Source organism: Streptomyces sp. OZ13, from assembly GCF_052068155.1.
Taxonomy (GTDB): domain Bacteria; phylum Actinomycetota; class Actinomycetes; order Streptomycetales; family Streptomycetaceae; genus Streptomyces.
Map to the genome: position 1 here is coordinate 119,384 of NZ_JBQHCZ010000016.1, position 24,232 is coordinate 143,615.

Below are 24,232 nucleotides of genomic sequence, written 5' to 3' on the forward strand. Positions count from 1 at the left end.
TCAGGCCTCGGTGGACTCGGCGGGCGCGGCCTCGGCCTCGTCCGCCTTCTTGTCGGCCTTCTTCGCCTTCGGGGTGATGGCCTCACCCTTGGCGTCGTCACCCTCGATGGCCTTGGCGAAGGCGTCGAAGGAGGCGCGCTTGTCTTCCTTCGTCGCCGGGGCCAGCAGCGGCTTCTCCGGGGCCGGCAGGCCCTTGACCTTCTGCCAGTCACCGGTGAGCTTCAGGATGGCCAGAACCGGCTCGGTCGGCTGGGCGCCGACGGACAGCCAGTACTGGGCACGCTCGGAGTCGACCTCGATGCGCGACGGGTTGTACGTCGGGTGGTACAGCCCGATCTCCTCGATGGCCCGGCCGTCACGGCGGGTACGGGAGTCGGCGACGACGATGCGGTAGTGGGGCTGGCGAATCTTGCCGAGACGCTTCAGCTTGATCTTGACTGCCACGGGAGTGGTGTCTCCTGGTCTTGACGTGGTTGGGCACAACGAGATGCCACGTGGGGTTGCGGTACTCGGGTGCCCGATGGACGCGTCAGCCGGAGGCGAGAGGGTTCCTGTGCGGCTGTCGAGTACAGCTAGCCATTGTGCCACATGCCGGCGACGGCTTTTCACCCGCCCGGGCATCCCGGCGGGCCCGTCGGCGCACGGCCCGCCGGCCGACGAGCTCGTCGGCAGCCTGCCCCCGCGGGCGCGGACGATCAGCTCGCCGCGCCCACTGCCTCCGGGATACGGAACGGCTTACCGCACCCCCCGCAGACGATGGGCGCCTGCGCGAGGACGGACGGGACGACTCTGACGTTGCGGCCGCAGTCGCAGACGGCCTTGACCCGCACGCCGCCGCCCGAGGAACCGTGCCGTGCGGCAGGTCCGCGGAAAGTGCGCTTGGTGTCCGAGGCCGTCGCGGCGGTGTGCGCCTTGAGGGCGCGCTGCAGCCGTTCGATCGTGGGGCGGTACCGCCGCTTGGCCTCCGGATTGAGCGCGACCAGCGAGAAGCCGCTGCTGGGGTGCGGCTCGTCCACATGGTCGAGGCCCATCTCCTCGGCAATGGCCAGGAAGCGACGGTTGTGGTAGCGGCCGGCGCGCGAGGTGTCACGGACACCTCGCGCGGCGGCGATGCCGTGGACTGCTTCGTGAAGCAGTCGCTCGAAGGAGAGCTCGGCGCCGCAGGCGGACGAGGACTCTCCGATCAGGGATTCGGGCGCGGCAAGGTCCGGCAGCTCGGGGTGGTGCCGCTGAATGTCGGCCCACGCCTGTGCCAGCTCTGCGGCGAGAACAGGTGGTGTCGTGCTCACGTCGTGATAACGAGCCGGACGGCCCGCGGGTTCCATTCCGGGCCATCCCAAATAATTTGCACGTACCAGTCAGTTGCTGTCAGTTGCCGTTGATACGTCCTGACGAGGGCGGGTGCGTCGATCTACGGAGGATCTTCACAGCTCGCACCAAGGTGGTACGTAGCGACCCGCCCCCGCCGGCAGGGCCGTCAGTAGGCCCGGGCCACGATCGCGACAGTACCCGGCGCGTCGTCCGCATCGGGCACCGACCCGTCCTCGGCCACGAGACAGCGCACCGAGACCGCCTGTTCCGCCAGCGTGGCCTCACCCTCCTGCCCCAGCGTCGCCCACGGAATGCGGGCCCATCCGCCGGCGGCCGCCGCTTCCGCGGCCTCCTCGATGGTGCTGACGTCACTCGTGCGCGACTCACGGCGGGACCGGGACTGCTCGAGCAGCAGCGCCTGGTCGTCCTCGAGGATCTTCGGCAGCAGCGCGGCGAGCGAGTCGAGGCTCACCGGCTCCTTGCCTCCGGGGATGCGACGGGCCAGCATCGCGGTGCCCGCCTCCAGGTCCCGCGGGCCGATCTCGATCCGCACCGGCACACCCTTGAGCTCCCAGTCGACCGCACGGCGGCCGAAGGGGGTGTCGACGCGGTCGTCGACCTGGACCCGCAGGCCTGCCGCCGTGAGCAGTCGGCCGACCTCGTGCGCCTTGGCGACGGCCTCGTCGCCCTTGATGGCCATGACGACGACCTGGACGGCCGCGAGCCGCGGCGGGACGCGCAGGCCGTTGTCGTCGCCGTGGGACATGATCAGTCCGCCCACCATGCGGGTCGACACACCCCACGACGTCTGCCAGACCAGTTCCTGCTGCCCGTCCTTCGACAGGTACGACGTGTTGAAGGCCTTGGCGAAGTTGGTGCCGAGCTCATGGCTCGTGCCCATCTGGAGGGCCTTGCCGTCGCCCATCATCCCTTCCAGGGTGAGGGTGTTGATCGCTCCGGCGAACCGCTCCCTGGGCGTCTTGCGGCCGAGCACCACGTCGATGCCGAGGACGTTGACCATGAAGTCCGCGTAGACGTCGCGGTGGATGTGGGCGGCGTAGTTCCTGGCGTCCTCGTAGGTGGCGTGGGCGGTGTGCCCCTCCTGCCAGAGGAATTCGGTCGTCCTCAGGAAGACCCGGGGGCGCATCTCCCAACGGACCACGTTGGCCCACTGGTTGATCAGCAGCGGCAGATCCCGGTAGCTCTGCACCCATTTTGAGAAGTAGTCGTTGATGATCGTCTCGGACGTGGGGCGCACCACGACCGGCTCCTCGAGCTCCTTGCCCCCGCCGTGCGTGACCACCGCGAGTTCGGGCGCGAAGCCCTCGACGTGCTCAGCCTCGCGAGTCAGGTAAGACTGGGGGATGAAGAGCGGGAAGTAGGCGTTCTGAGCGCCCGCGGCCTTGATGCGGGCGTCCATCTCCTGCTGCATCCGCTCCCACAGGCCATAGCCGTACGGTCGGATGACCATGGTGCCGCGCACCGGGCCGTTGTCCGCCAGTTCGGCCTTGTTGATCAGGTCCTGGTACCAGCGCGGGAAGTCTTCCGACTGGGGCGTGAGAACGGGTGCCTTTGCCATGGCGGGCATCGTACGGCGATACGGGACCTACACGTGAATCGGCCAGGTTGCCCGGGGCGTACGCCTCGGGGCGCAAGCAGTGCCGCACAACCCCTGGACGTGGGGACGCCCGCGCAGTTCTCTGGCATACGGGGAAGCGCGGTTCGTACGCACACGGGGGCTGACCTTCAGGGTATTACCGACCTCTCTGCGGATTGGGGCGCTTTCGATGACATCCACGCTCGTCCAGCACCGACCCCACAAGGCGTCGGCGACCTCTGCGGAAGCCGGCACACGTGCCCGGGACTGGGCCGAGATCCAGGAACGCATGCTCGTGCCGCTGTACGAAGCGGTCTACGAACGCCTCGAGGTGGGCGCCGGTACACGGCTGCTGGCCCTGGGTTGCGGATCCGGCCTCGCCCTGCTGATCGCCAGGACCCGCGGTGCCACGGTGACGGGCGTCGACACCGACAGCGACCGTCTCGCCCTCGCCCGGGAACGGATGGACGGCAGTCCGACGGCCCGGCTGGTGGACGGCGGACCGGGCGACGCGGGCCCCGCCCGCCCCGCCTACAACCTGGTCACCGCGTTTCAGCCGATCGGGTGCGGCGCGCGCGACGCGGAGGACCTGGAACAGGCGCTCAAGGACGCGGTCGGTCTCGTCGAGCGCAGGAGCCTCGTGGTGCTCACGGGGTGGGGCCCGCCGGAGCGGTGCGCCACGTCCGGGGTGCTGCGGGTGGCCGGGGAGCGCCGGCGTCCCGCCCACCGCGACGCCCTGGAGGACATCGCCGCGCGCGCCGGCCTGAACCCGGACGGCTCCGGCCGGGTGGCCTGCCCGTTCGGTTACGCGGACGTGGACAGCGCGGTACGGGGCCTGATGTCGACCGGTCTCTACGACGCGGCCGTGCGCGAGACCGACCAGGCACAGGTCGGGAAGGAGATCGCGGAGGCGCTCCACGACCACCGGCGGCCGGACGGGACGGTCTGGATGCCCAACGTGTTCCGTTATCTGATCGCCCGGACGCCCTGATGCCCTGACCCGCGCACGAAGGGCCCGCGACCGTGCCGGTCGCGGGCCCTTCGGCTGTCCCTCTGGGGCAGTGGATCAGCCCATGAACTTCTTGAACTCGTCGGGCAGCTCGAAGTCCTTGCCCGGCTCGCCGGCCGGCAGCCCGAAGGCGCCGCCCTGTGCCGCCGCCTGCTCGCGCCGCTCCGCGGCCGCCTGCTCCTCGGCCTTGCGCTTCATCGGGTTGCCGCTCTTGCGCTTGCCCTTGGCCTGCTTCTGCTGCTTCTTCTGCCGGCCGGGGCCGCCACCCATGCCGGGCATCCCCGGCATACCGGGCATGCCGCCGCCCTGAGCCATCCGGGACATCATCTTGCGCGCCTCGAAGAACCGCTCCACCAGGCCCTTGACCGCGCTGACCTCGACACCGGAACCCTTGGCGATGCGCGCGCGGCGGGAACCGTTGATGATCGTCGGGTCCTGGCGCTCACCCGGAGTCATCGACTTGATGATCGCGGCCGTACGGTCCACGTCACGCTCGTCGATGTTGTTGATCTGGTCCTTCATCTGGGCCATGCCGGGCAGCATGCCGAGCAGCTTCGAGATGGAGCCCATCTTGCGGACCTGTTCCATCTGGGCCAGGAAGTCGTCGAGCGTGAACTCCTTGCCCTTGCTGCTCGCCAGCTTGGAGGCCATCTTGGCGGCCTCTTCCTGGCTGAAGGTCTGCTCGGCCTTCTCGATCAGCGAGAGCATGTCGCCCATGCCGAGGATGCGGGACGCCATGCGGTCCGGGTGGAACGCGTCGAAGTCGTCCAGCTTCTCGCCGTTGGAGGCGAACATGATCTGCTTGCCGGTGACGTGCGCGACGGAGAGCGCGGCACCGCCTCGGGCGTCACCGTCCAGCTTCGACAGGACCACGCCGTCGAAGCCGACGCCGTCGCGGAAGGCCTCCGCCGTGTTGACGGCGTCCTGACCGATCATGGCGTCGACGACGAAGAGGATCTCGTCGGGGCTGACGGCGTCGCGGATGTCCGCGGCCTGCTGCATCAGCTCCTGGTCGATACCGAGACGGCCGGCGGTGTCGACGATGACGACGTCGTACTGGCGGGTCCGCGCGTGCTCGATGGAGTCCTTCGCGACCTGGACCGGGTCGCCGACGCCGTTGCCCGGCTGGGGCGCGTAGACGGCGACACCCGCCCGCTCCGCGACGACCGAGAGCTGGTTGACGGCATTGGGGCGCTGCAGGTCACAGGCGACGAGCAGGGGCGAGTGCCCCTGGGCCTTGAGCCAGAGACCGAGCTTTCCGGCGAGGGTGGTCTTACCGGCACCCTGGAGACCGGCGAGCATGATCACGGTCGGCGCCGTCTTGGCGAACCGCAGACGGCGGGTCTCGCCGCCGAGGATGCCGATGAGCTCCTCGTTGACGATCTTGATGACCTGCTGGCTCGGGTTCAGAGCCTTGGAGACCTCGGCGCCGAGGGAGCGGGACTTGACCTGCTTGATGAACTCCCGGACGACCGGGAGCGCCACGTCGGCCTCGAGCAGGGCGATACGGATTTCCCGGGCCGCGCCGTCGATGTCAGCCTCGGACAGGCGTCCCTTGCCCCTGAGGTTCTTGAAAGTCGCGCTGAGGCGGTCGGAAAGCGTATCGAACACGGTGGTCGCGATTCCTCGGGTCGGGGCCTGGTGGTCGCCCCAAGGGTATCGGGCGTCGGAACATTCATGCCCCCGCCCGCCGTAACGGGCGGACGGAGGGCGATCCCCGGGGCGGCGGGGAGCAGATCTCGGCCCCGAGGAGCCTTGTGGGTTCCTCCGGGCCGTCCCCGCCGGGTCGGGAAGCTCGCCCTGGTCAACGAGCGGCCGTGCCGCCCGTCACCCCCTCACCGCAGCGCCTCCTCCACGCTCTTCGCCAGGGCCGCCGCCTCCGCTTCACCGAGCGGAGAGCCCGCCTCGTCCGTCACGTACAGCGTGTCCACGGCGTTCGCGCCGAGCGTCGAGACGTGGGCGCTGCGGACCCGGACCGCCGCACCCTCCAGGGCCCGGCCGATCCTGTGCAGCAGGCCAGGGGCGTCGTGGGCGCGGACCTCGATGACCGTGGCGAGGCGCGATCCGGCCGCGGCCACCGTCACCCTCGGCGGGGGCGCCTTGACGCCCCGCCGCCGTGGGTAGGCTGCCTCCCGCTCCGCCAGGCGGCCGCGGATGTCCAGTGAGCCGTCCAGGGCGCGCACGAGGTCGGCGCGGAGGCGGGACGCCTGCGGAAGAGAGCCGTACTCGGCGGCGACCCGCCAGTCGAGGACCAGGACGGTCCCGTCCCCCACTTCGCTGGGCAGGTCGATCGCCCTGAGGTCCGCGGCCCGGACGGTGAGCCGGTGCAGCGCGAGGACCCCGGCGGCCGCGGGCAGCACGCCGGGCTGGTCGGGCAGGGCGATGAGCAGTTCGACGCCGACGGGTTCCGGCCCGCCGTCCTCTGCGGGGGCCTCCGGATGGGTGTGCAGGGCGAGCACGGGTTCGCCGGTGCGCAGGGCCTCGATCGCCAGGCGTTCCTGTTCGGCGCTGGGTGCCGCCTGGTCCGGCTCGGCCGGGGTGTCGCCCGCGAGGACCGCCGCCACCCGCCTGACCAGGTCGGCCACGAGGGAACCGCGCCAGGAGGACCAGGCCGCCGGGCCGGTGGCGAGAGCGTCCGCCTCGGTGAGCGCGTGCAGCAGCTCCAGGGTTCCGGCCGAGCCGACGACGGAGGCCACGGAGGCGACCGTCGCCGGATCGTCGAGGTCGCGCCTGGTCGCCGTCTCGATGAGCAGCAGGTGGTGGCGGACGAGGGTGGCGATGACGTCCACGTCCGCGCGGTCGAAGCCGATCCGGGTGGCCACGTCGCGGGCGATGGTCTCGCCGGCGACCGAGTGGTCGCCGGGCCAGCCCTTGCCGATGTCGTGCAGCAGGGCGGCGACGAGCAGGAGGTCCGGGCGGCCGACGTGCCGGGTCAGCTCCGACGCCTTGACCGCCGTCTCGACGAGATGCCGGTCGACGGTCCAGGTGTGCACGGCGTTGCGCTGGGGCCGGCACCGGACGCGTTCCCAGTCGGGCACGAGCCGGGTGATCAGCCCCTCGGCCTCGAGTGCCTCCCAGACGGGGACGGTCGGCTCCCCCGCGCCGAGCAGTGTGACCAGCTCCTCCCGGGCCTCCGCGGGCCAGGGCACGGGCAGCGGGCCGGCGGCCATGGAGTGGCCGAGGCGCCGGACCGCGTGCCGGGAGATCGGCAGACCGGACTGGGCCGCCGCGGCGGCGGCGCGGAGGGGGAGGACCGGGTCGCGGTCCGGGCGCGCTGTGCGGGCGAGGACCACTTCGCCGTCGAGTTCGACGACCCCCTCGGCGAGCGGGGTGCGCTCGGGCTGCGGGGACCGCCCGCCGAGCATGGCCCGGAGCCTCGGCCGTACGGCACGGGAGCGCAGGACCCGGCTGACCTCCCGCCAGGTGACGTCGGTGGCGTACGAGACGGTCCGCGCGGCCTCGTACACCTGGCGCAGCAGGGCGTCGGCGTCGAGGAGGCCCAGCTCGGCCGCGACCTGGTCCTGTTCCTGGAGGGCGAGCCGGTCGGTGGCGCGTCCGGTGGTGAGGTGGAGCGCGTCGCGGACGTCGAGGAGGACGCGGCGGGCTTCGGCGAGCCCTTCGCGGGGGGCGTCGGCGAGCCATGAGGCGGCCACCGCGCGGAGTGCGGTGACGTCCCTCAGTCCGCCTCTGGCCTCTTTCAGATCGGGCTCGAGGAGGTACTGGAGCTCGCCCTGCCGGGCGGCCCGCTCTCGGCAGAGTTCGTCGAGCTCGGGCAGCCGCCGCAGTGCCTGGTTGCGCCAGTCGGCGAGCACGGCGGTACGCAGGGAGGCGACCAGCCCGAGGTCACCGGCGACCGGCCGGGCGTCGAGGAGCCCGAGCTGCACCTTGAGGTCCTCGCCCGCGGTCTTCCGGGCCTCCGCGGGTGTGCGGACGGAGTGGTCGAGGGCAAGGCCGAGGTCCCAGACCGGGTACCAGATCCGGTCGGCGATCGCGGCGACCGCGGCGGGGGACGCGCTGCCGTCGTGGAGCAGCAGGAGGTCGAGGTCGCTGCGCGGGGAGAGTTCGCCGCGGCCGTAGCCGCCGACGGCGACGAGCGCCGCGCCCCGGACGCCCTGTTCCAGCGCCGCGGCGGCGAAGAGGGCCGACAGCCATTCGTCGGTCAGCTTCGCCAGGGCCGCACGGCGCGGCGGCCCGGACCGCTCCTTCTCGGTGAGAAGGAGCAGCCGGGCCGCCGCATAGCCGCTGGGTCCGCTGTCTTCCGTTTCTTCGGTCACGTCCAGGCTCACCCAGCAGCTCCCTTGTCCGTGTTCGCTCTTACAGGGCGTCGGGGCCGCGCTCGCCGGTCCGTACCCGGACCGCCGTGTCGACCGGGACGCTCCAGACCTTGCCGTCGCCGATCTTTCCGGTGCGGGCGGCCTTGACGATCACGTCCACGAGCTGTTCGGCGTCGTCGTCCTCGACCAGCACCTCGATGCGGATCTTGGGGACGAGGTCGACGGTGTACTCCGCGCCGCGGTAGACCTCGGTGTGGCCGCGCTGCCGGCCGTAGCCGCTTGCCTCTGTGACCGTGAGGCCCTGGACGCCGAAGGCCTGGAGGGCCTCCTTGATCTCGTCCAGCCGGTGCGGCTTCACGACTGCGGTGATGAGCTTCATGCGTCCACCTTCTTGTTCTGTCCAGCGCCGGCCACGGCGTCCACGGCGGGGGGTACGGCCTTGCGGGAGCCCGTTCCGCCGCCGGCGCCGCTGAAGTCGTACGCGGTCTCGGCGTGCTCGACCTGGTCGATGCCGGAGACCTCGACGTCCTCGTCCACCCGCATGCCGATCGTCTTGTCGAGGACGAAGGCGAGGATCGCGGAGACGACCAGGGAGTAGGCGAGCACCGCGAAGACTCCGACGGCCTGCTTGCCGAGCTGGTCGAGGCCGCCGCCGTAGAAGAGGCCCTTGACCTCCGACTGGACGCCGCCGGTGGCGAACAGGCCGACCAGCAGGGAGCCGACGACACCGCCGACGAGGTGGACGCCGACGACGTCCAGGGAGTCGTCGTAGCCGAACTTGAACTTCAGACCGACGGCCATGGCGCACAGCAGACCGGCGATGGCGCCGACGGCGATCGCGCCGAGCGGCGAGACGGCGCCGCCGGACGGGGTGATGGCGACGAGGCCGGCGACCGCGCCGGACGCTGCGCCGAGGGTGGTGAAGGCGCCGTGGCGGATCTTCTCGTACGCGAGCCAGGCGAGCATGGCGGCGGCGGTGGCGACCTGGGTGTTGACGAACATCACCGCGCCGACGCCGTCGTCGTTGCCGAGCCACGAGCCGGCGTTGAAGCCGAACCAGCCGAACCACAGGAGACCGGCGCCGAGCATGACCAGCGGGAGGCTGTGCGGGCGCATCGGGTCCTTCTTGAAGCCGACGCGCTTGCCGATGACGAGGATCACGCCGAGGGCCGCGGCACCGGCGTTGATGTGGACGGCCGTGCCGCCCGCGAAGTCGATGACGCCCATCTCGAACAGCCAGCCGCCCGCGCCCCAGACCCAGTGCGCGACCGGGAAGTAGACGACCGTGGCCCACAGGGTGATGAACAGGGCCCAGGCGGTGAACTTGACGCGGTCCGCGAGGGCGCCGCTGATCAGGGCCGGTGTGATGATCGCGAACATCAGCTGGAAGACGGCGAAGACGTACACCGGGATGGTGTAGCCGTCCCACAGCTCTGTGATGCCGATGCCGCTGAGACCGACGTAGTCGGAGCTCCAGCCGATGATCGAACCGGAGTCGGTGCCGAAGGCAAGGCTGAAGCCGTACAGCACCCAGAGGATGGTGACGATCCCGAGGCTGATGAAGCTCATCATCAGCATGTTCAGGGTGCTCTTGACCCGGACCATGCCTCCGTAGAAGAAGGCCAGTCCCGGGGTCATGAGCATCACCAGGGCGGAACAGATGAGCATGAACCCTGTGTTGGCGGCAGACAGCTCAGGGGCGTCTGCGGCAAGGGTCGAGATGCCTGGGGGCATCGGCGTCTCCTCGTCGTCGTGCGGCCGCGTGCGGGCGGAGCCAGTGCGGTGGAGGGGCGGGCCGGACAGCCCCTTTGCGCCATGAGGTTGGCGCAGCGCCGTTTCCGCAGATGCCGCTCGATGTTTCGCGGCCGTGACGAAGAGGTCCGGCGTGTTACGCCGTCATGAACAGGCTGATCGTCCGCGGTCACCGAGAGTATCCTCTGCGCACATCGGAAACCGGCCGCGACACTCACCCGGATGACTTGGCACAGGGGGAGCCGAGTCGGGCAGTTCGGGGTGGGCGTCGCGGCCGGGGTCTGAGGTGCTGCCGGTCAGACCGCTTCGGCGGTCTCGGGCAGCTGGGCGGTGAGCAGGTCGGTGAACTGGACGACTTCCGCGACATCGCCGAAGTCCCTGGCCGCCGTGTCGACGGTCTTGCGCAGCCGGGTGTTGACCCGCTCGGAGCGGACCCGCTTGGCGACCGTGAGCGCCTCGCCGGCCAGGGCGGTGGCTTGTTCCGGCTCCCTCTTGAGGAGGTGGACGGTGGCCATCCCGACCAGGTTGAGTGCGTACGACCGCTGGTGCTCCTCGTCCTGCCGGAAGAGCTCCACGGCGCGCTCCATGATCGGCTCGGCGAGTGAGGCGTAGGTGGGACTGCGGCCCGCCACATAGGCGAGGTCGCGGTAGGAGTGGGCGTTCTCTCCGTTGAGCTCGGCCTCGGAGAAGAAGCGGATCCAGTCGGGCTCGGGCTCGGTGTCGAAGCCGATGTCGGCGAAGGTGTCCTCCGCCATCCGCACGGCCCGCCGGCACTTGCTGGGCTGGCCCATGTTGGCGTAGGCGCGGGCCTCCATCGCATACAGCATGGCCTGGGTGCGTGCGGTGGCGCAGTCGCGACTGCCGTACTGGGCGAGGTGGATGAGTTCGAGGGCGTCGTCGGGCCGGCCGAGGTGGATCATCTGCCGGCTCATGGAGGACAGGACGTACGAGCCGAGCGGTTTGTCACCGGCTTCCTTGGAGGCGTGCAGCGCGAGGACGAAGTACTTCTGGGCGGTGGGCTGGAGGCCCACGTCGTAGCTCATCCATCCGGCCAGCTCGGCCAGTTCCGCGGCGCACTTGAACAGGCGCCGCAGGGTGGCGGGGGGCTGCGGTTCCTGAAGCAGGTCGGTGACCTCGTGGAGCTGGCCGACGACGGCCTTCCGGCGCAGGCCGCCGCCGCACTGGGCGTCCCACTGGCGGAACATCGCGGTGGTGGCCTCGAGCAGGTCGAGCTCCGGCGCCGACAGGCGGCCGCCCCTGCGGGTCGTGGGGGGCGCCTCCTCCGCGGCCTCCGCGGCCGGGGTGGGGACGAGCCAGCGCTGCATGGGTTCGACGAGGGCGGCCCCGGCGGCGAGCGAGAGCGAGGTGCCGAGGAAGCCGCGGCGCGCGAGCATCAGGTCGCTTCTGGAGAACTCGCTGAGCAGGGCGACGGTCTGGTCACCGGCCCAGGGCAGGTCGACGCCGGACACGGAGGGTGCCTGGTGGGCGGAGCGCAGGCCGAGGTCCTCGACTGCGACGACACTGCCGAAGCGTTCGCTGAAGAGCTCGGACAGGATCCTGGGGATCGGCTCGCGCGGCTGTTCGCCGTCCAGCCAGCGGCGCACCCGGGAGGTGTCCGTGCTGATGTGGTGTGCGCCCATCTGCCGTGCCCGGCGGTTCACTTGGCGCGCCAGCTCGCCCTTCGACCAGCCGCTGCGCATGAACCAGGAGTTCAGCTGTTCGTTGGGGCGCTTGCCGGTGTTCGTACCGTCTGCGCCGCTGCCGCTCACTGGAATGCCCCCATCCGCCGAAGCCTCATCGCCCGAACCCGTACCAGAATGCCGCCTGTTGGGACTTCCTGTGACCGGGTTGCACCCGTCGAACAGAGAGACGGGTTGCCCCCGGCATACCCGGAAGCCGACTGCAATTGCAGGTCGATGTACCGACGGTAATCCTACGATCACGCCTCCAGCGAGTGGGATTGCAGAATCGCCACCATTCGCCACCCCTCCGAGTGAACCCACTTGCCGCCAGGCGCGATTCACTTGACAGACGAAAAACAGCACCCGATGGAGGGTTGCGCGTGCAGGCGCGCGCCACGTTCCGCACTCCCCCGCGCACCACCGCACCCCGCCGACGCCCCGACCGGGGACGACGGAGAGTCACAGGGGGACTTCGAGTCGTAACCACCGGCGAGCAGGACCCGTTGGAGGGGGCATGGGCTTCACGATCGGCGGCACCCGAGGGATCAGTCAGATCCGGGTCGGCTCCCGGCGCCGCGGGCGCGCGACAGAGGCCACAGCGGTGGCCGAGTACACCGGACTGTGGGGCTGGGCGGTGGTTCCCGGCGCACGGGCCGCGGCGGGCAAGTGCTCCTGCGGCGGGGCACAGTGCGAGGCGCCGGGAGCGCATCCCCTCGACTTCGCGCTCGAGGTCCCGGCCGGCGCCACGCTCGACGAGGCCGGCAAGGCCTGGGCGGATGTGCCCGGGGCATCGCTGCTGCTGCCGGTCGGCCGGAGCTTCGACATCCTGGACGTCGCCGCACCGGCGGGCCGCCGGGCCCTGGTGCGCATGGAGCGCATGGGGCTGCCCCTCGGCCCGGTCACGGTCACACCCGACGGCCGCTGCCAGTTCTTCGTGGCTCCCGGCGCGGCGGCCGAGCTGCCCCGGCTGCTGTACCGGATGGGCTGGGACGACGCCGACCTGGACCTGCGTTGCCTCGGTCCCGGCGACCACATCACCGCCCCGCCGTCCGACCACGGCGGGCTGGGCCCCGTCCGGTGGCTGCGGCCGCCTTCCCTGGACACGGCGGCGGTCCCGCCGGAGGCCCGGCTGCTGCTCGGCACCCTGGCGTACATCTGCCACCGCAGCCGGCCCTGATCCCGGACACGGGAGCGCCCGGCCGTCCCGTGACGGCCGGGCGCTCTCGTACGCGCGGAAGGTGCGCTCAGTCGCCGATCAGGGCGTCGACGAACGCCTCGGGCTCGAAGGGGGCGAGATCGTCCGGGCCCTCGCCCAGACCCACGAGCTTCACGGGCACGCCCAGCTCACGCTGGACGGCGACGACGATGCCGCCCTTGGCGGTGCCGTCCAGCTTGGTCAGCACGATGCCGGTGATGTCCACGACCTCGGCGAAGACCCGCGCCTGCACCAGACCGTTCTGACCGGTGGTGGCGTCGAGGACGAGCAGGACCTCGTCCAGCGGGCCGTGCTTCTCCACGACCCGCTTCACCTTGCCGAGCTCGTCCATCAGGCCCGTCTTGGTGTGCAGCCGGCCGGCGGTGTCGATCAGCACGACGTCCGCGCCCTCGGCGATGCCCTCCTTGACCGAGTCGAAAGCGACCGAGGCCGGGTCGCCGGCCTCCGGCCCGCGCACGGTGCGGGCGCCGACGCGCTCGCCCCAGGTCTGGAGCTGATCGGCGGCGGCGGCACGGAAGGTGTCGGCGGCGCCCAGTACGACCGAGCGGCCGTCCGCGACGAGAACGCGGGCGAGCTTGCCGGTGGTGGTGGTCTTACCGGTGCCGTTCACCCCCACGACCATGACGACGGCGGGCGTGTCCAGACCGCTCTCGGTCTTGACCGCGCGGTCGAAGTCGGTGCCCACGAGGTGCAGCAGCTCCTCGCGCAGCAGGGTGCGCAGCTGCTCGGGCGTACGGGTGCCGAGCACCTTCACCCGCTCACGCAGCCGCTCGACGAGCTCCTGGGTGGGGGTGACGCCGACGTCGGCGGTGAGGAGCGTGTCCTCGATCTCCTCCCAGGTGTCCTCGTCGAGGTGCTCACGCGAGAGGAGCGTGAGCAGCCCCTTGCCGAGCGAGTTCTGCGAACGGGCGAGACGGGCACGGAGCCGGACGAGCCGGCCGGCGGTCGGTTCCGGGATCTCGACGGCGGGGGCGGGCGCCTCGGCGACGACCGGGTCCTCGACGGCGACTGGTGTTTCGACGGCCTCGTCGGCCGTCGGAAGGTCGACCTCCTCGATGGTGCGGCGGGGTTCCTCCCGCGGCGTCTCCGCCTCGTCGCCGACGTGCGGCTCGGCGGGCGGAGCAGTGATGGTCGGCGGGGCCGGCGGCGCCTGCGGCGGCAGCTGCTTCTTCTTGCGGCTGCTGACCACGAGGCCGCTGATCGCGCCGATCGCGACCAGGGCGATGACTACGGCAAGGATGACGATTTCCATAACCCGTCCAGTATCGGCCACGGCCGCGCACACAGAAGAGGTCAGAGGATCACACAAAGGCACCCTCACCCATTTGGACGTTATGAGGTGTTCGTACGATGCTTGTGGCTTCCGGTTTCTCCGGCAGCCCCCACTGGCGTCCCCCCACCCCGTACGGAGCCACTTCCATGCCCCACGCCTCCGAGTCCGAAGGCGCGATAGAGACCCGCGGCCTCGAACCCGTCCCCGACGCGGAGCGCACGGGACGCGTCCGGGAACTGTTTCCCACCTGGGTCGCCGCCAACATCAGCGTGCTGCTGCTGACGATGGGGGCGGGACTGGTCGTCTACAACGGCCTGAACTTCTGGCAGGTGCTGACCGTCGCCGTCGCGGCGCCCGTCCTCTCGTACGGGCTCGTGGGCCTGATCTCCGTCGCGGGCAAGCGCGGGGGTTCACCCGGCATGGCCCTGTCCCGGGCGGTCTTCGGACAGCGCGGGAACCTCTTCCCCGGCTCGCTGATCTGGGTCGCCCGCTGGGGCTGGGAGACGATCAACGCGGTCACCGGCGCCTACGCCGTGCTCACGGTGCTGGACCTGCTCTTCGGGATCCGGAGCAGTACGGCCCTGATCATCACGACCCTGCTGCTCTTCGTCGCCTGCACCTTCCTCGTCTCGGGGCTCGGCATCAACGCCCTCCAGGTGTGCAGCAAGTGGTCGACGTACCTGTTCGGCGCGTTCAGCGTGCTGGTTCTGATCTACCTGGTCGCGAACACCGACTGGCCCGCCGTCTTCGACAAGCCGGCCGGCTCGACGGCGATGATGGTGGCGGGCATCGGCACCATCGCGGCGGGCGGCATCAGCTGGGTCCCGACGGGTCCGGACTTCACGCGCTACCTGCCGCGCACGGCCTCCGGCCGGGCGATGGTCGGCGCCACCGTCGGCGGCGCGGGCGTCGTCGTTCTGCCGATGGTGCTGATGGGCGCCGTGATGGCGGTGTCCACACCGGACCTGGCGAGCGCCCAGGACCCGGTCGCCTTCATCGGCGAGATCCTGCCGATGTGGCTGGCGGTGCCGTATCTGCTGGTCGCCCTCGTCGGCATGCTGCTGATCAACTCCATGTCGATGTACTCCGCCGGCTTCACCGCGCAGACCCTGGGCGTGAAGGTGCCCCGCGCCTGGGCGGTGAGCGTGAACGCCCTGATCAGCCTGGTCTTCGGCTTCCTGCTGATGGTGGTGGCCACCAGCTTCATCGGCTCTTTCATCTCGTTCCTGACGCTGCTCGCGGTGGCCTTCTCCGCGTGGATCGGCGTCTTCGGCGTCGACATGCTGCGACGGCGCTCGTACGACGGTGCGGCGCTGATGGACACCACCCGCACGAGCGCCTACTGGTACCGCGGCGGTTTCGCCTGGCAGGCGATGGTGTCGTGGGCGTCGGCGCTGGTGGTGGGGCTGCTGTTCACCCGGGTCGACTGGTTCGCCGGCCCGCTCGCGTCGTCCTGGGCCGGCGAGAACGGCCTGGGCTGGGCGGTGACGGTCCTGGTGGCCGCGGGCCTGTACGCGGTGCTGCCGCGTGCGGGGACGGCCGCTCAGGTGGACCCCGCGACCGCGGCCCCCGAAACCGAGCCCGAGACCCTGTCCATCTGACGCTACGTCAGCTAACGTCCCCCTTCGCCGTGCCCACATCTGGCGGAGGGGGACTTCCCATGGCCTTCACGGTTGCCCGGTTCAACATGGTCGATCCGGCCGCGACACCCGAGACCCTCGCGGCCCGCTACCGTGCGGCCCTGGAGATGGCCGTGTACGCCGACGACCGCGGCGTCGACACGGTCCAGACCGAGGAGCACCACGGCGCCGGGAACAACTGGCTGCCGTCCCCGCTGGCATTCGCCGGCGCCGTCCTCGGCGCCACCCGCCGCATCGCGGTCACCGTGTCCGCCGTCATCGGCCCGCTGCACGAGCCGCTGCGGATGGCCGAGGACATCGCCGTGCTGGACCTGGTCGGCCAGGGCCGGCTGGTGACCGTGGCGGGGATCGGCTACCGGCCCGAGGAGTACGCGCAGTTCGGCGTCGACTGGAGCCGGCGCGGGCAGCTCCAGGACGAGCTGCTGGAGACGCTGCTGGCCGCATGGACCGGCGAGAGCTTCGTATACCGGGGCCGTACCGTGCGGGTCACCCCGCGCCCGTACACCCGGCCGCACCCTCTGCTGATCGTCGGCGGGTCCTCCCGTGCCGCCGCGCGCCGCGCCGCCCGCCTCGGTCTCCCGTTCTTCCCCAGCGCCCACCTGCCGGAGCTGGAGGCGTACTACGAGGAGCGGCGGGCCGAGTACGGGACCGACGGTTTCTGCATGATGCCCGCCGAGAAGACGACGCTGCTGCACGTGTCGGAGGATCCCGACCGGGCTTGGGCGCTGTACGGCGAGCACTTCCTGCACGAGGCACGGACGTACGCGTCGTGGCAGTCGCCGGACATCCGCTCCGCGGTGCGGTCCGCGGCCGGGAACGTCCGGGACCTGCGCGACGAGGGCGTCTACCGCATCGTGACCCCCGACGAGTGCGTGGCACTGGGCGCGGAGAGTCTGGTGCTGCACCCCCTGTGCGGCGGCATGCCGGTGGACGAGGGATGGCGCAGCCTTCAGCTGCTGTGCGAACACGTACTGCCCCGGCTCACGCGCTGAGCCGGGGCAGTTTCCGTGACGAGGAGAGGGGCAGCGGGGATTAGCCCATCTCCTCCAACGCCTTGCCCTTCGTCTCCTTGACGTACCTCAGTACGAAGGGGATCGAGAGCACGGCGAAGACCGTGTAGATCACATAGGTGCCGGAGAGGTTCCAGTCCGCGAGGCTCGGGAAGCTTGCCGTGATGGCCCAGTTGGCGATCCACTGCGCGGAGGCGGCGACGCCGAGGGCGGCGGCGCGGATCCGGTTCGGGAACATCTCGCCGAGGAAGACCCAGACGACGACGCCCCACGAGAGCGCGAAGAAGAGCACGAAGACGTGGGCGGCGATCAGGGCCACGACACCCTGGGTCTCCGGCAGCTTGCCGTCGACGAGGTCGGCGGAGAAGGCCCAGGCCTCGAGGGCCAGTGCGATCGCCATACCGGTGGAGCCGATGAGCGCGAGCGGCCGGCGGCCGATCCGGTCGACCAGCACCATCGCGATCACGGTGCCGATGATGTTGATGATCGACGTGGTGAACGAGTAGAGGAAGGAGCTGGACGGGTCGACGCCCACCGACTGCCACAGGGTGGCCGAGTAGTAGAAGGCGACATTGATGCCGACCAGCTGCTGGAAGACCGAGAGGCCGATGCCTACCCAGACGATGGGCAGGAAGCCGAAGCGGCTGCCGAGCAGGTCCTTGAAGGAGGACTTGTGCTCCCGGCGCATGGCGAGCTCGATCTCGGTGACCCGGGCGTCCAGGTCGACGCCCTTGCCCTCGACCTCGGCGAGGACCTCCTTCGCCCGGCCGACCTTGCCGACCGAGATGAGGAAGCGCGGCGACTCCGGGATCGCGAAGGACAGCAGGCCGTACAGCACCGCCGGGACGACCATGACGCCGAGCATCCACTGCCACGCCTCGATGCCGGCGATCTCCCCGCGCTGATCGCCGTCGGCGAGCTGGAGGATGCCGTAGTTCACCAGCTGCGAGACCGCGATGCCGATGACGATCGCGGCCTGCTGGAAGGAGGCCAGCCGGCCGCGGTAGGCGGCGGGAGAGACCTCGGCGATGTACGCCGGGCCGATGACGGACGCCATGCCGATGGCGAAGCCGCCGATGATCCGCCACATGGCGAGGTCCCAGAGCGCGAACGGGAGCGCGGAGCCCACGGCGCTGAGGGTGAAGAGCACGGCGGCGATCTGCATACAGCGGATCCGGCCGATGCGGTCCGCGATACGGCCGGCGGTCGCGGCGCCGACGGCGCAGCCGATCAGCGCGACGGCGATGACCTGGGCGAGGGTGCCGGAGCCGATCTCGTAGCGGTGCCGGATGGCTTCGACGGCGCCGTTGATGACAGAGCTGTCGTAACCGAAGAGGAAGCCGCCCATCGCGGCGGCGGCCGTGATGAAGATGACATGCCCGAGATGGTCGGGGTGGGCCGAGCGGGCCCCTGATGCCGGTGGCGGCTGCGCAGTGCTGGTCACGTGTACTCCTGGGGCCGTCCGGCAGCACCGCCGGACGTGGGGGGCGAGCCCTACAAGTGGGGCACAAGTTTGGGGCGCGCACCACTTGAAGGTAAAAGCAACGTTGCAGAGACTATGCCTTCAAGTTTCGAAGTCAAGACCCTGATCCAAATCGACTCAGGACCTCCTGAGGCAGCAATAGCTTCAAGTCTTGAAGAATCAGCGATGGCTACGCCTCAACGAAGGCGCTGGCTGATGACCTTGGAGACGCCGTCGCCCTGCATGGAGACGCCGTACAGCGCGTCCGCGACCTCCATCGTCCGCTTCTGGTGCGTGATCACGATCAGCTGCGAACTCTCCTGGAGCTCCTGCATGATCCGGATCAGCCGCTGGAGATTGGTGTCGTCGAGCGCCGCCTCGACCTCGTCCATCACATAGAACGGACTCGGCCGGGCCTTGAAGATGGAGACCAGCATCGCCACGGCGGTCAGGGACCTCTCCCCGCCCGACAGCAGCGACAGCCGCTTCACCTTCTTCCCGGGCGGGCGCGCCTCCACGTCCACGCCGGTGGTGAGCATGTTGTCCGGGTCGGTCAGCACGAGCCGCCCCTCACCGCCGGGAAACAGGCGGGAGAAGACGCCCTCGAACTCACGGGCGGTGTCCCGGTAGGCCTCGGTGAAGACCTGCTCGACGCGTTCGTCCACCTCCTTCACGACCTGAAGCAGGTCGGCCCGGGTCTTCTTCAGGTCCTCGAGCTGCTCCGACAGGAACTGGTGGCGCTCCTCCAGCGCCGCGAACTCCTCCAGAGCGAGCGGATTCACCTTCCCGAGCTGTTGGTACGCCCGTTCGGCCGACTTCAGGCGCTTTTCCTGTTCCGCGCGGACGAAACGCCGCGGCTGGTTCCTGGGGTGCTCCGGGTCCTCCGGAAGCTCCTCGCCCTCGGCCGGCGGGGACGGGGGTACCAGCTGGTCGGGGCCGTACTCGGACACCAGACCGGCCGGTTCCACGCCCAGCTCCTCCAGCGCCTTCGTCTCCAGTTGCTCGATCCGCAGCCGCTTCTCCGCGCCCAGCACCTCGCCGCGGTGGACCGAGTCGGTGAGCTTGTCCAGTTCGGCCTTGAGGTCGCGGCCCGTGCCCCGGGCGGCGGTCAGCTCCCGCTCGCGCTCGGCCTTGGCGGCCTCGGCCGCGGCCCGCTCGGCCTCCGCCCGCACCAGTGACACCTCGACATGCGCCAGCAGCTGCCGGGCGCCGGCGGCGACGGCCGCCGCCACCTCGGCCTCGTGGCGCAACCGGGCGCGCCGCTGCTCCGCCCGCGCACGCGCCTCGCGCTCGGCGCGCGCCCCCCGGTCGAGCGCGTCGGCGCGCCCGGCCAGGCCTTTCACCCGTTCCTCGTGCGTACGCACCTGGAGACGGGCCTCCATCTCCGTCTGCCGCGCGTTGGCGCCGTCGGCGGCGAGCCGGTCCCGTACGTGGGTGTCCGGCTCCTCCTGGGCGGGGGCCTCCTCCGCGACGAGCAGCCGCTCCGCAAGCTCCTCGGCCTCCTCGGCCGCCCGCTCCAGCGCCTCCTGGGCGCGGGCGGCCGCCGCGGCGGTCCGCTCCGCCTCACCGGCGGCACCACGGGCCTGACCGGAGAGACGGCCGAGCCTGCCGGAGACGGCCGACTTCTCCCGGTCGGCGGCGCGCCTGCGCTCCCCGAGCTCCTCGACCAGCGTCGCGCATTCGGCACGGCGGACGGTGGCCCGCTGCTGTGCGGCAGCCAGCTCCTCGCACTGCCGCGCCAGGTCCTCGAGTTCGGCCGCCGCCTCGTCGACGGACGCCTGGACCTCCAGGAGACTCGGCGCCCCGGCGGAGCCGCCCTGCGCGAAGTGCGCCGCGAGCACGTCGCCCTCCGCGGTCACGGCGGTGAGTCCGGGGCGTGCTCCGACCAGGTCCTCGGCGTCCTCGAGGCTTCCCACTACCACGGTCGTGCGCAGCAGCCTGCGTACGGCCGGCATCAATTCGTCGGGCCCCCGGACGAGGTCCGCGGCGCGCTTGCCGTCCGCTCCTGACAGGTCGGGCTCAGGACCGTCGGCGGCGGAGGTGGCGGAGGCGAGCAGCAGGGCCGCCCTGCCGCCGTCCTGTTTGCGCAGCAGGCGGATCGCCTCTGCCGCCGTGGAGGCGTCGGTGACGGCCACCGCGTCCGCCGCCGCTCCCAGCGCCGCCGCTACGGGGATCTCGTAACCGGGCGTCACCGTGAGCAGTTCCGCCGCCGGGTCGAGCAGGCCCGCGAGACGGTCACGGGCTCCGAGCAGCACGCCCGTGCCGTCCTTGCGCCGCAGGCCCAGCGCGAGCGCCTCCCGACGGGCCGCCACGGCTGCGCGCTTGCGCTCCGCCGTGGTGAGAGCCTCGCGGGCCTCGCTCAGCGCGGTCTCCGCGCCGGCCAGTTCGCGCTTCGCCGCGTCGTGCCTGTCGGCCAGCAGGGAATCGTCGGAGTCCAGCGCGTCGACCTCGGCCTTGAGCTGCTCGTACTCCTCCTGCGCGGCGACGGCCCGCTCCTGCGCCTCGTCACGGGCGGCGGCCAGCCGGTCGATCTCGGCCTGGGCGGACGCGGCCCGCGAACGGGCCGCGTTGACCTGGCCGCTCAGCCGGGCGAGCCCTTCACGACGGTCGGCGATGGCACGCGCCACGTCCTTCAGGCGGCGTTCCTCCACGGCGAGCTCGCGCTCCAGTTCGGCGCGGTGCGCGACGGTGTCCTCGAGGGCGCGTTCCGCCGCTTCGAGAGCGGCCTCCAGCTCCGCCTCCTGCTCACGGATGCGGGCCGCCTCACGCTCCATGTCCTCCGGATCACGACCGCGCCGCTCCTCCGCCGGCTGCGCCGTCGCGCTCTTGACGCGGGCGTCGGCCAGGGAGATCGTGCCGCGCACCCGTTCGGCGAGCTGGGAGAGCTCGTACCAGCTCTGCTGGGCGCGCTGGAGCCGCGGGGCGAGCCGCCGCACCTCGTCCTCCAGGTCCGCCTCGCGGGTCAGCGCCGCCTTCAGCTCGGCCTCGGCCGCCTCCTTGCGCTGCTTGAGCGCGGCCTCGTCGGCGACCTCGGTGCGCAGCGCCTCCTGCATGCGTACGAGGTCGTCGGCGAGCAGCCGGAGCCGGGCGTCACGCAGGTCCGCCTGGATGACCGCGGCCCTCCTGGCCACGGCCGCCTGCCGCCCCAGTGGCTTGAGCTGGCGGCGCAGTTCGTCGGTGAGGTCCTGCACGCGGGCGAGGTTGGCCCGCATCGCGTCCAGCTTCCGCAGCGCCTTCTCCTTGCGCTTGCGGTGCTTGAGGACGCCTGCCGCCTCTTCGATGAAGGCCCGCCGCCCCATCGGGTCGGCGTGGAGCACGGAATCGAGCTGGCCCTGGCCGACGATGACGTGCATCTCGCGGCCGATGCCGGAGTCGGAGAGCAGTTCCTGGATGTCGAGCAGCCGGCAGGTGTCGCCGTTGATCTGGTACTCGCTGCCGCCGTTGCGGAACATGATCCGCGTGATGGTGACCTCGGCGTACTCGATGGGCAGGGCGCCGTCGGAGTTGTCGATCGTCAGGGAGACCTCTGCCCGGCCCAGCGGCGGCCGGCCGGTCGTCCCGGCGAAGATGACGTCCTCCATCTTGCCGCCGCGCAGGGACTTGGCGCCCTGCTCGCCCATGACCCAGGAGAGCGCGTCCACGACGTTGGACTTGCCGGAGCCGTTGGGACCCACGACGCAGGTGATGCCGGGCTCGAACCGCAGGGTGGTGGCCGAGGCGAACGACTTGAAACCGCGCAGGGTCATGGCCTTGAGGTGCACGCCCCCGGACTCTACCTTTCGGTTGCGGTTTCACCCATGAAGGTGCAGGGCAGATCAGACGTTGAAGGAAACACTTCAGGAACTGCGGGGGACGGGGGCAGGGGCGGGAGCGGAAGCGGAAAAGAAAGAAGGGACGCCGAGGGCGTCCCTTGCATATCTTGCTGCGCGATGCCCTGGCGGACGCCGTGCTCAGGTGAGCGCGGGCTCCGCCCGAGGTACGTCGATGTCCATACCTTCGAGCAGCGACTCTCCGGGGTGCTGAGCGACGGCGGCGTTGAGCGCGTCATTCTCGGACTGGATCCGTACAAGCTCGGATTCGAGGTCCTGGACGCGCTGCTGAAGCCGTCGCATCTCGGCGAGGAGTCGCGGGTCGGAACCGCCGACGTAACCGAGAAGCGCCTTTGCCATGATGGATGGTCCTCCACACTGAGTGACCGACCGAAGCGGTGTGGGTCGTGAGGGATTCGCACCCGCGGTGCTCGGCAGTCCTGGTTTTACTGCTTGCCGTGCTGCGGTTCTTGACTGCCGAACAGCTGAGGTGCGCGGGGCTTCCAGAGTCTCACCAAAAAGTTTGACGGTCAACACGATCACACCCCGTATCGACGGGCGGCCCGGGGGCATACGGCCGCTGAAGAGTGCGGCGTGCCTGACCTGCGGGGCCCTGGGGGCGTCACGATCATCTTTCCTGCCGCAGCCTGGCAGAGCAAGCCCTTCTTGGCAACCACCAGGGGTTTCTGCCCGCGACCGGGCCTCCCGACCGCCGGCGGGAGGCGCTCGGAGCAGGCTCGGCCGGACACCGTCAGCGGATGGCGAAGTCCGGATAGCCGCCGCGGGGGGTGTCCCAGATCTCAGTGACTCCGTCGACGCGGCCGGGTGTGTCGTCGGAGCGAAGCCACTCCAGCAAACGGTGGCAATTCTCACGTGGACCTTCGGCCACGACCTGCACCCTGCCGTCGTCCAGATTGAGGGCGAAGCCGGTGAGTCCCCCGATCTCCAGAGCGTTTGCCCTGGTGAACCATCGGAAGCCCACTCCCTGTACTCGGCCGCGTACCCAGGCGGTCAGCCGTGCGGTGTCGTTCATGGCTGCACCGTAACCGGCCGATTGCTTCTGCATCACTTCGGCCTCGCGCCGCATGGCGTACAGTCCGGACGCAATCAGCCTCACTCGTACGGGTGAGTCCGTTGACGTTCGAACGTCGCGCACCAGGAAGGCACAGCACATGGGTCGCCACCGACGCTCGGCCCCCGCGCCGGCCGTGACCGATCACGCGGCAGGCACGGAAGGCAGGCACCGTGGCGGTGCGGGGCGTAAGAGCCTGCCCGTACGCACCGGACTGCTCGGCGCCTCTGCCGCAATGGCGATCGGCGCGGTGGTCGTCACGACCGTCGTCCTGCCCGGTGGCGACGAGACGCACACCGTGGGCGCGGGCTCCGACGTCCGGACCGAGATGCGCACCGAGGTGCCGTCGCGGCTCCAGGCCCAGGGCGACGCGAGCGCGAGCCCCTCCGTGAGCCCTTCCGCCTCGCCGAGCCGCAGCACGGAGCCGTCGAAGAGCCCTTCGAAGAGCCCTTCGAAGAGCCCTTCGAAGAAGGCGTCCGCGAAGCCTTTCAAGACGCCCAGTACCTCGGTGCCGTCGAAGAAGCCCGTGTCGCCCAAGCCCTCGGCGACGCCGTCCAGGGAAACGACCAGGAGCCCGGCGACGACCAGCAAGCCGGCCCCCGAGCCGACCCGCGAGCAGACGCGCACCCCGGAACGCACGGTCGCCCCGTCGAAGACCGCCGCCCCGTCGAAGACCGCCGCGCCGTCCAAGACCGCCGCCCCGTCCAAGACGGCCGCCCCGGACCCGTCGGCCGCCGCTGCCGCGGAGGCCGCGGTGATCGACATGGTCAACGAGGAGCGCGCGAAGGTCGGCTGCAGCCCGATGAAGGCGAGCGGCGCCCTGTCCGACCTGGCCCGCGCGCACAGCAAGGACATGGCGGCGCGCGGCTTCTTCGACCACACCAACCCCGACGGCGAGACACCGTGGGACCGTGCGGAGCAGGCCGGCGTGAGCAATCTCGGCGGCGAGAACATAGCCCGCGGCCAGGCCGACGCCAACGCGGTCATGAACTCCTGGATGACCAGCGAGGGACACCGCGCGAACATCCTGAACTGCGACTTCACGACACTGGGCATCGGTGTGCACATGGCCGACGGCGGCCCTTGGTGGACGCAGAACTTCGGCTACTGACCGGCCGGGACACA

At 70.8% G+C, this 24,232-nt stretch carries 18 protein-coding genes; 5 read left to right on the plus strand and 13 right to left on the minus strand.

Going from position 1 to position 24,232, the window contains the following annotated elements; genetic code table 11:
* The 3 genes from rpsP to proS all read right to left on the minus strand — a co-directional run bounded on the left by rpsP (nt 1) and on the right by proS (nt 2,890).
* Complete coding sequence (gene rpsP, locus ACTMTU_RS29055; RefSeq protein ID WP_005311362.1) at nt 1-444, minus strand: 30S ribosomal protein S16; 444 nt, start codon at nt 442-444, stop codon at nt 1-3.
* 251 nt (nt 445-695) lie between these two features.
* Entirely contained in the window at nt 696-1,325 is a 630-nt protein-coding gene (locus tag ACTMTU_RS29060) for a hypothetical protein (protein WP_441266416.1), read from the minus strand.
* Nucleotides 1,326-1,477: 152 nt separating this feature from the next.
* Entirely contained in the window at nt 1,478-2,890 is a 1,413-nt protein-coding gene (gene proS / locus ACTMTU_RS29065) for a proline--tRNA ligase (protein WP_441266417.1), read from the minus strand.
* A gap of 208 nt (nt 2,891-3,098) precedes the next feature.
* On the opposite strand from proS, the gene ACTMTU_RS29070 reads away from it, so the two are divergent.
* A complete protein-coding gene (locus ACTMTU_RS29070) occupies nt 3,099-3,899 on the plus strand; it encodes a class I SAM-dependent methyltransferase (RefSeq protein WP_441266418.1) in 801 nt (266 codons plus the stop codon).
* 75 nt (nt 3,900-3,974) lie between these two features.
* Here the strand turns inward: ACTMTU_RS29070 and ffh are convergent, their stop codons facing one another.
* The 5 genes from ffh to nsdA form a co-directional block, all read right to left on the minus strand.
* Nucleotides 3,975-5,528 (minus strand): signal recognition particle protein, encoded by a 1,554-nt coding sequence (ffh, locus tag ACTMTU_RS29075; RefSeq protein ID WP_441266419.1) that lies wholly within the window; start codon nt 5,526-5,528, stop codon nt 3,975-3,977.
* Nucleotides 5,529-5,752: 224 nt separating this feature from the next.
* A complete protein-coding gene (locus ACTMTU_RS29080) occupies nt 5,753-8,203 on the minus strand; it encodes a [protein-PII] uridylyltransferase (protein WP_441266420.1) in 2,451 nt (816 codons plus the stop codon).
* Nucleotides 8,204-8,231: 28 nt separating this feature from the next.
* The gene (locus ACTMTU_RS29085; RefSeq protein WP_005311372.1) at nt 8,232-8,570 is read right to left on the minus strand and encodes a P-II family nitrogen regulator; all 339 of its coding nucleotides are present in this window, start codon (nt 8,568-8,570) and stop codon (nt 8,232-8,234) included.
* On the minus strand, nt 8,567-9,925 hold the full coding sequence (locus ACTMTU_RS29090; protein ID WP_441266421.1) for an ammonium transporter: 1,359 nt from the start codon (nt 9,923-9,925) through the stop codon (nt 8,567-8,569). Before ACTMTU_RS29090 ends, ACTMTU_RS29085 begins: the two co-directional genes overlap by 4 nt.
* Nucleotides 9,926-10,239: 314 nt before the next feature.
* Complete coding sequence (nsdA, locus tag ACTMTU_RS29095; RefSeq protein ID WP_441266422.1) at nt 10,240-11,712, minus strand: transcriptional repressor NsdA; 1,473 nt, start codon at nt 11,710-11,712, stop codon at nt 10,240-10,242.
* Between the two features lie 427 nt (nt 11,713-12,139).
* On the opposite strand from nsdA, the gene ACTMTU_RS29100 reads away from it, so the two are divergent.
* Nucleotides 12,140-12,802 carry a bifunctional DNA primase/polymerase gene (locus ACTMTU_RS29100; protein WP_441266423.1) on the plus strand — a complete coding sequence of 221 codons (663 nt, stop codon included), beginning with the start codon at nt 12,140-12,142 and terminating at the stop codon, nt 12,800-12,802.
* Between the two features lie 67 nt (nt 12,803-12,869).
* On the opposite strand, the gene ftsY is transcribed toward ACTMTU_RS29100, so the two are convergent.
* Nucleotides 12,870-14,093: a signal recognition particle-docking protein FtsY gene (gene ftsY, locus ACTMTU_RS29105; protein WP_441266424.1), complete on the minus strand. Its 1,224-nt coding sequence runs from the start codon at nt 14,091-14,093 to the stop codon at nt 12,870-12,872.
* A 167-nt stretch (nt 14,094-14,260) separates the two neighbouring features.
* Here ftsY and ACTMTU_RS29110 point away from each other — a divergent pair, with 167 nt between their 5' ends.
* Both ACTMTU_RS29110 and ACTMTU_RS29115 read left to right on the plus strand, forming a co-directional pair.
* Nucleotides 14,261-15,715: a cytosine permease gene (locus tag ACTMTU_RS29110; protein WP_441266425.1), complete on the plus strand. Its 1,455-nt coding sequence runs from the start codon at nt 14,261-14,263 to the stop codon at nt 15,713-15,715.
* Between the two features lie 59 nt (nt 15,716-15,774).
* Nucleotides 15,775-16,746, plus strand: a complete 972-nt coding sequence (locus ACTMTU_RS29115) for an LLM class flavin-dependent oxidoreductase (protein ID WP_441266426.1) — start codon at nt 15,775-15,777, stop codon at nt 16,744-16,746.
* Between the two features lie 40 nt (nt 16,747-16,786).
* Here ACTMTU_RS29115 and ACTMTU_RS29120 read toward each other — a convergent pair whose 3' ends face one another.
* The 4 genes from ACTMTU_RS29120 to ACTMTU_RS29135 all read right to left on the minus strand — a co-directional run bounded on the left by ACTMTU_RS29120 (nt 16,787) and on the right by ACTMTU_RS29135 (nt 23,068).
* Nucleotides 16,787-18,208 carry a sugar porter family MFS transporter gene (locus tag ACTMTU_RS29120; RefSeq protein ID WP_441266427.1) on the minus strand — a complete coding sequence of 474 codons (1,422 nt, stop codon included), beginning with the start codon at nt 18,206-18,208 and terminating at the stop codon, nt 16,787-16,789.
* Between the two features lie 215 nt (nt 18,209-18,423).
* Nucleotides 18,424-21,987 carry a chromosome segregation protein SMC gene (gene smc / locus ACTMTU_RS29125; protein ID WP_441266428.1) on the minus strand — a complete coding sequence of 1,188 codons (3,564 nt, stop codon included), beginning with the start codon at nt 21,985-21,987 and terminating at the stop codon, nt 18,424-18,426.
* Between the two features lie 189 nt (nt 21,988-22,176).
* Nucleotides 22,177-22,395, minus strand: a complete 219-nt coding sequence (locus tag ACTMTU_RS29130; RefSeq protein WP_005311394.1) for a hypothetical protein — start codon at nt 22,393-22,395, stop codon at nt 22,177-22,179.
* A gap of 391 nt (nt 22,396-22,786) precedes the next feature.
* Nucleotides 22,787-23,068 (minus strand): acylphosphatase, encoded by a 282-nt coding sequence (locus ACTMTU_RS29135; RefSeq protein WP_307708502.1) that lies wholly within the window; start codon nt 23,066-23,068, stop codon nt 22,787-22,789.
* Between the two features lie 139 nt (nt 23,069-23,207).
* Between ACTMTU_RS29135 and ACTMTU_RS29140 the strand changes: the two genes are divergently transcribed.
* Nucleotides 23,208-24,218: a CAP domain-containing protein gene (locus ACTMTU_RS29140; protein WP_441266429.1), complete on the plus strand. Its 1,011-nt coding sequence runs from the start codon at nt 23,208-23,210 to the stop codon at nt 24,216-24,218.
* Nucleotides 24,219-24,232 lie beyond the last annotated feature (14 nt).

Coding starts and splice junctions, on each gene's coding strand:
- ACTMTU_RS29140 (WP_441266429.1), top strand. CDS start 23,208: ATGGGTCGCCACCGACGCTCGGCCCCCGCGCCGGCCGTGACCGATCAC.
- ACTMTU_RS29110 (WP_441266425.1), top strand. CDS start 14,261: ATGCCCCACGCCTCCGAGTCCGAAGGCGCGATAGAGACCCGCGGCCTC.
- ACTMTU_RS29060 (WP_441266416.1), bottom strand. CDS start 1,325: ATGGAACCCGCGGGCCGTCCGGCTCGTTATCACGACGTGAGCACGACA.
- ACTMTU_RS29085 (WP_005311372.1), bottom strand. CDS start 8,570: ATGAAGCTCATCACCGCAGTCGTGAAGCCGCACCGGCTGGACGAGATC.
- ACTMTU_RS29090 (WP_441266421.1), bottom strand. CDS start 9,925: ATGCCCCCAGGCATCTCGACCCTTGCCGCAGACGCCCCTGAGCTGTCT.
- ACTMTU_RS29070 (WP_441266418.1), top strand. CDS start 3,099: ATGACATCCACGCTCGTCCAGCACCGACCCCACAAGGCGTCGGCGACC.
- ACTMTU_RS29130 (WP_005311394.1), bottom strand. CDS start 22,395: ATGGCAAAGGCGCTTCTCGGTTACGTCGGCGGTTCCGACCCGCGACTC.
- ftsY (WP_441266424.1), bottom strand. CDS start 14,093: ATGGAAATCGTCATCCTTGCCGTAGTCATCGCCCTGGTCGCGATCGGC.
- ACTMTU_RS29135 (WP_307708502.1), bottom strand. CDS start 23,068: ATGAACGACACCGCACGGCTGACCGCCTGGGTACGCGGCCGAGTACAG.
- proS (WP_441266417.1), bottom strand. CDS start 2,890: ATGGCAAAGGCACCCGTTCTCACGCCCCAGTCGGAAGACTTCCCGCGC.
- ACTMTU_RS29115 (WP_441266426.1), top strand. CDS start 15,775: ATGGCCTTCACGGTTGCCCGGTTCAACATGGTCGATCCGGCCGCGACA.
- ACTMTU_RS29100 (WP_441266423.1), top strand. CDS start 12,140: ATGGGCTTCACGATCGGCGGCACCCGAGGGATCAGTCAGATCCGGGTC.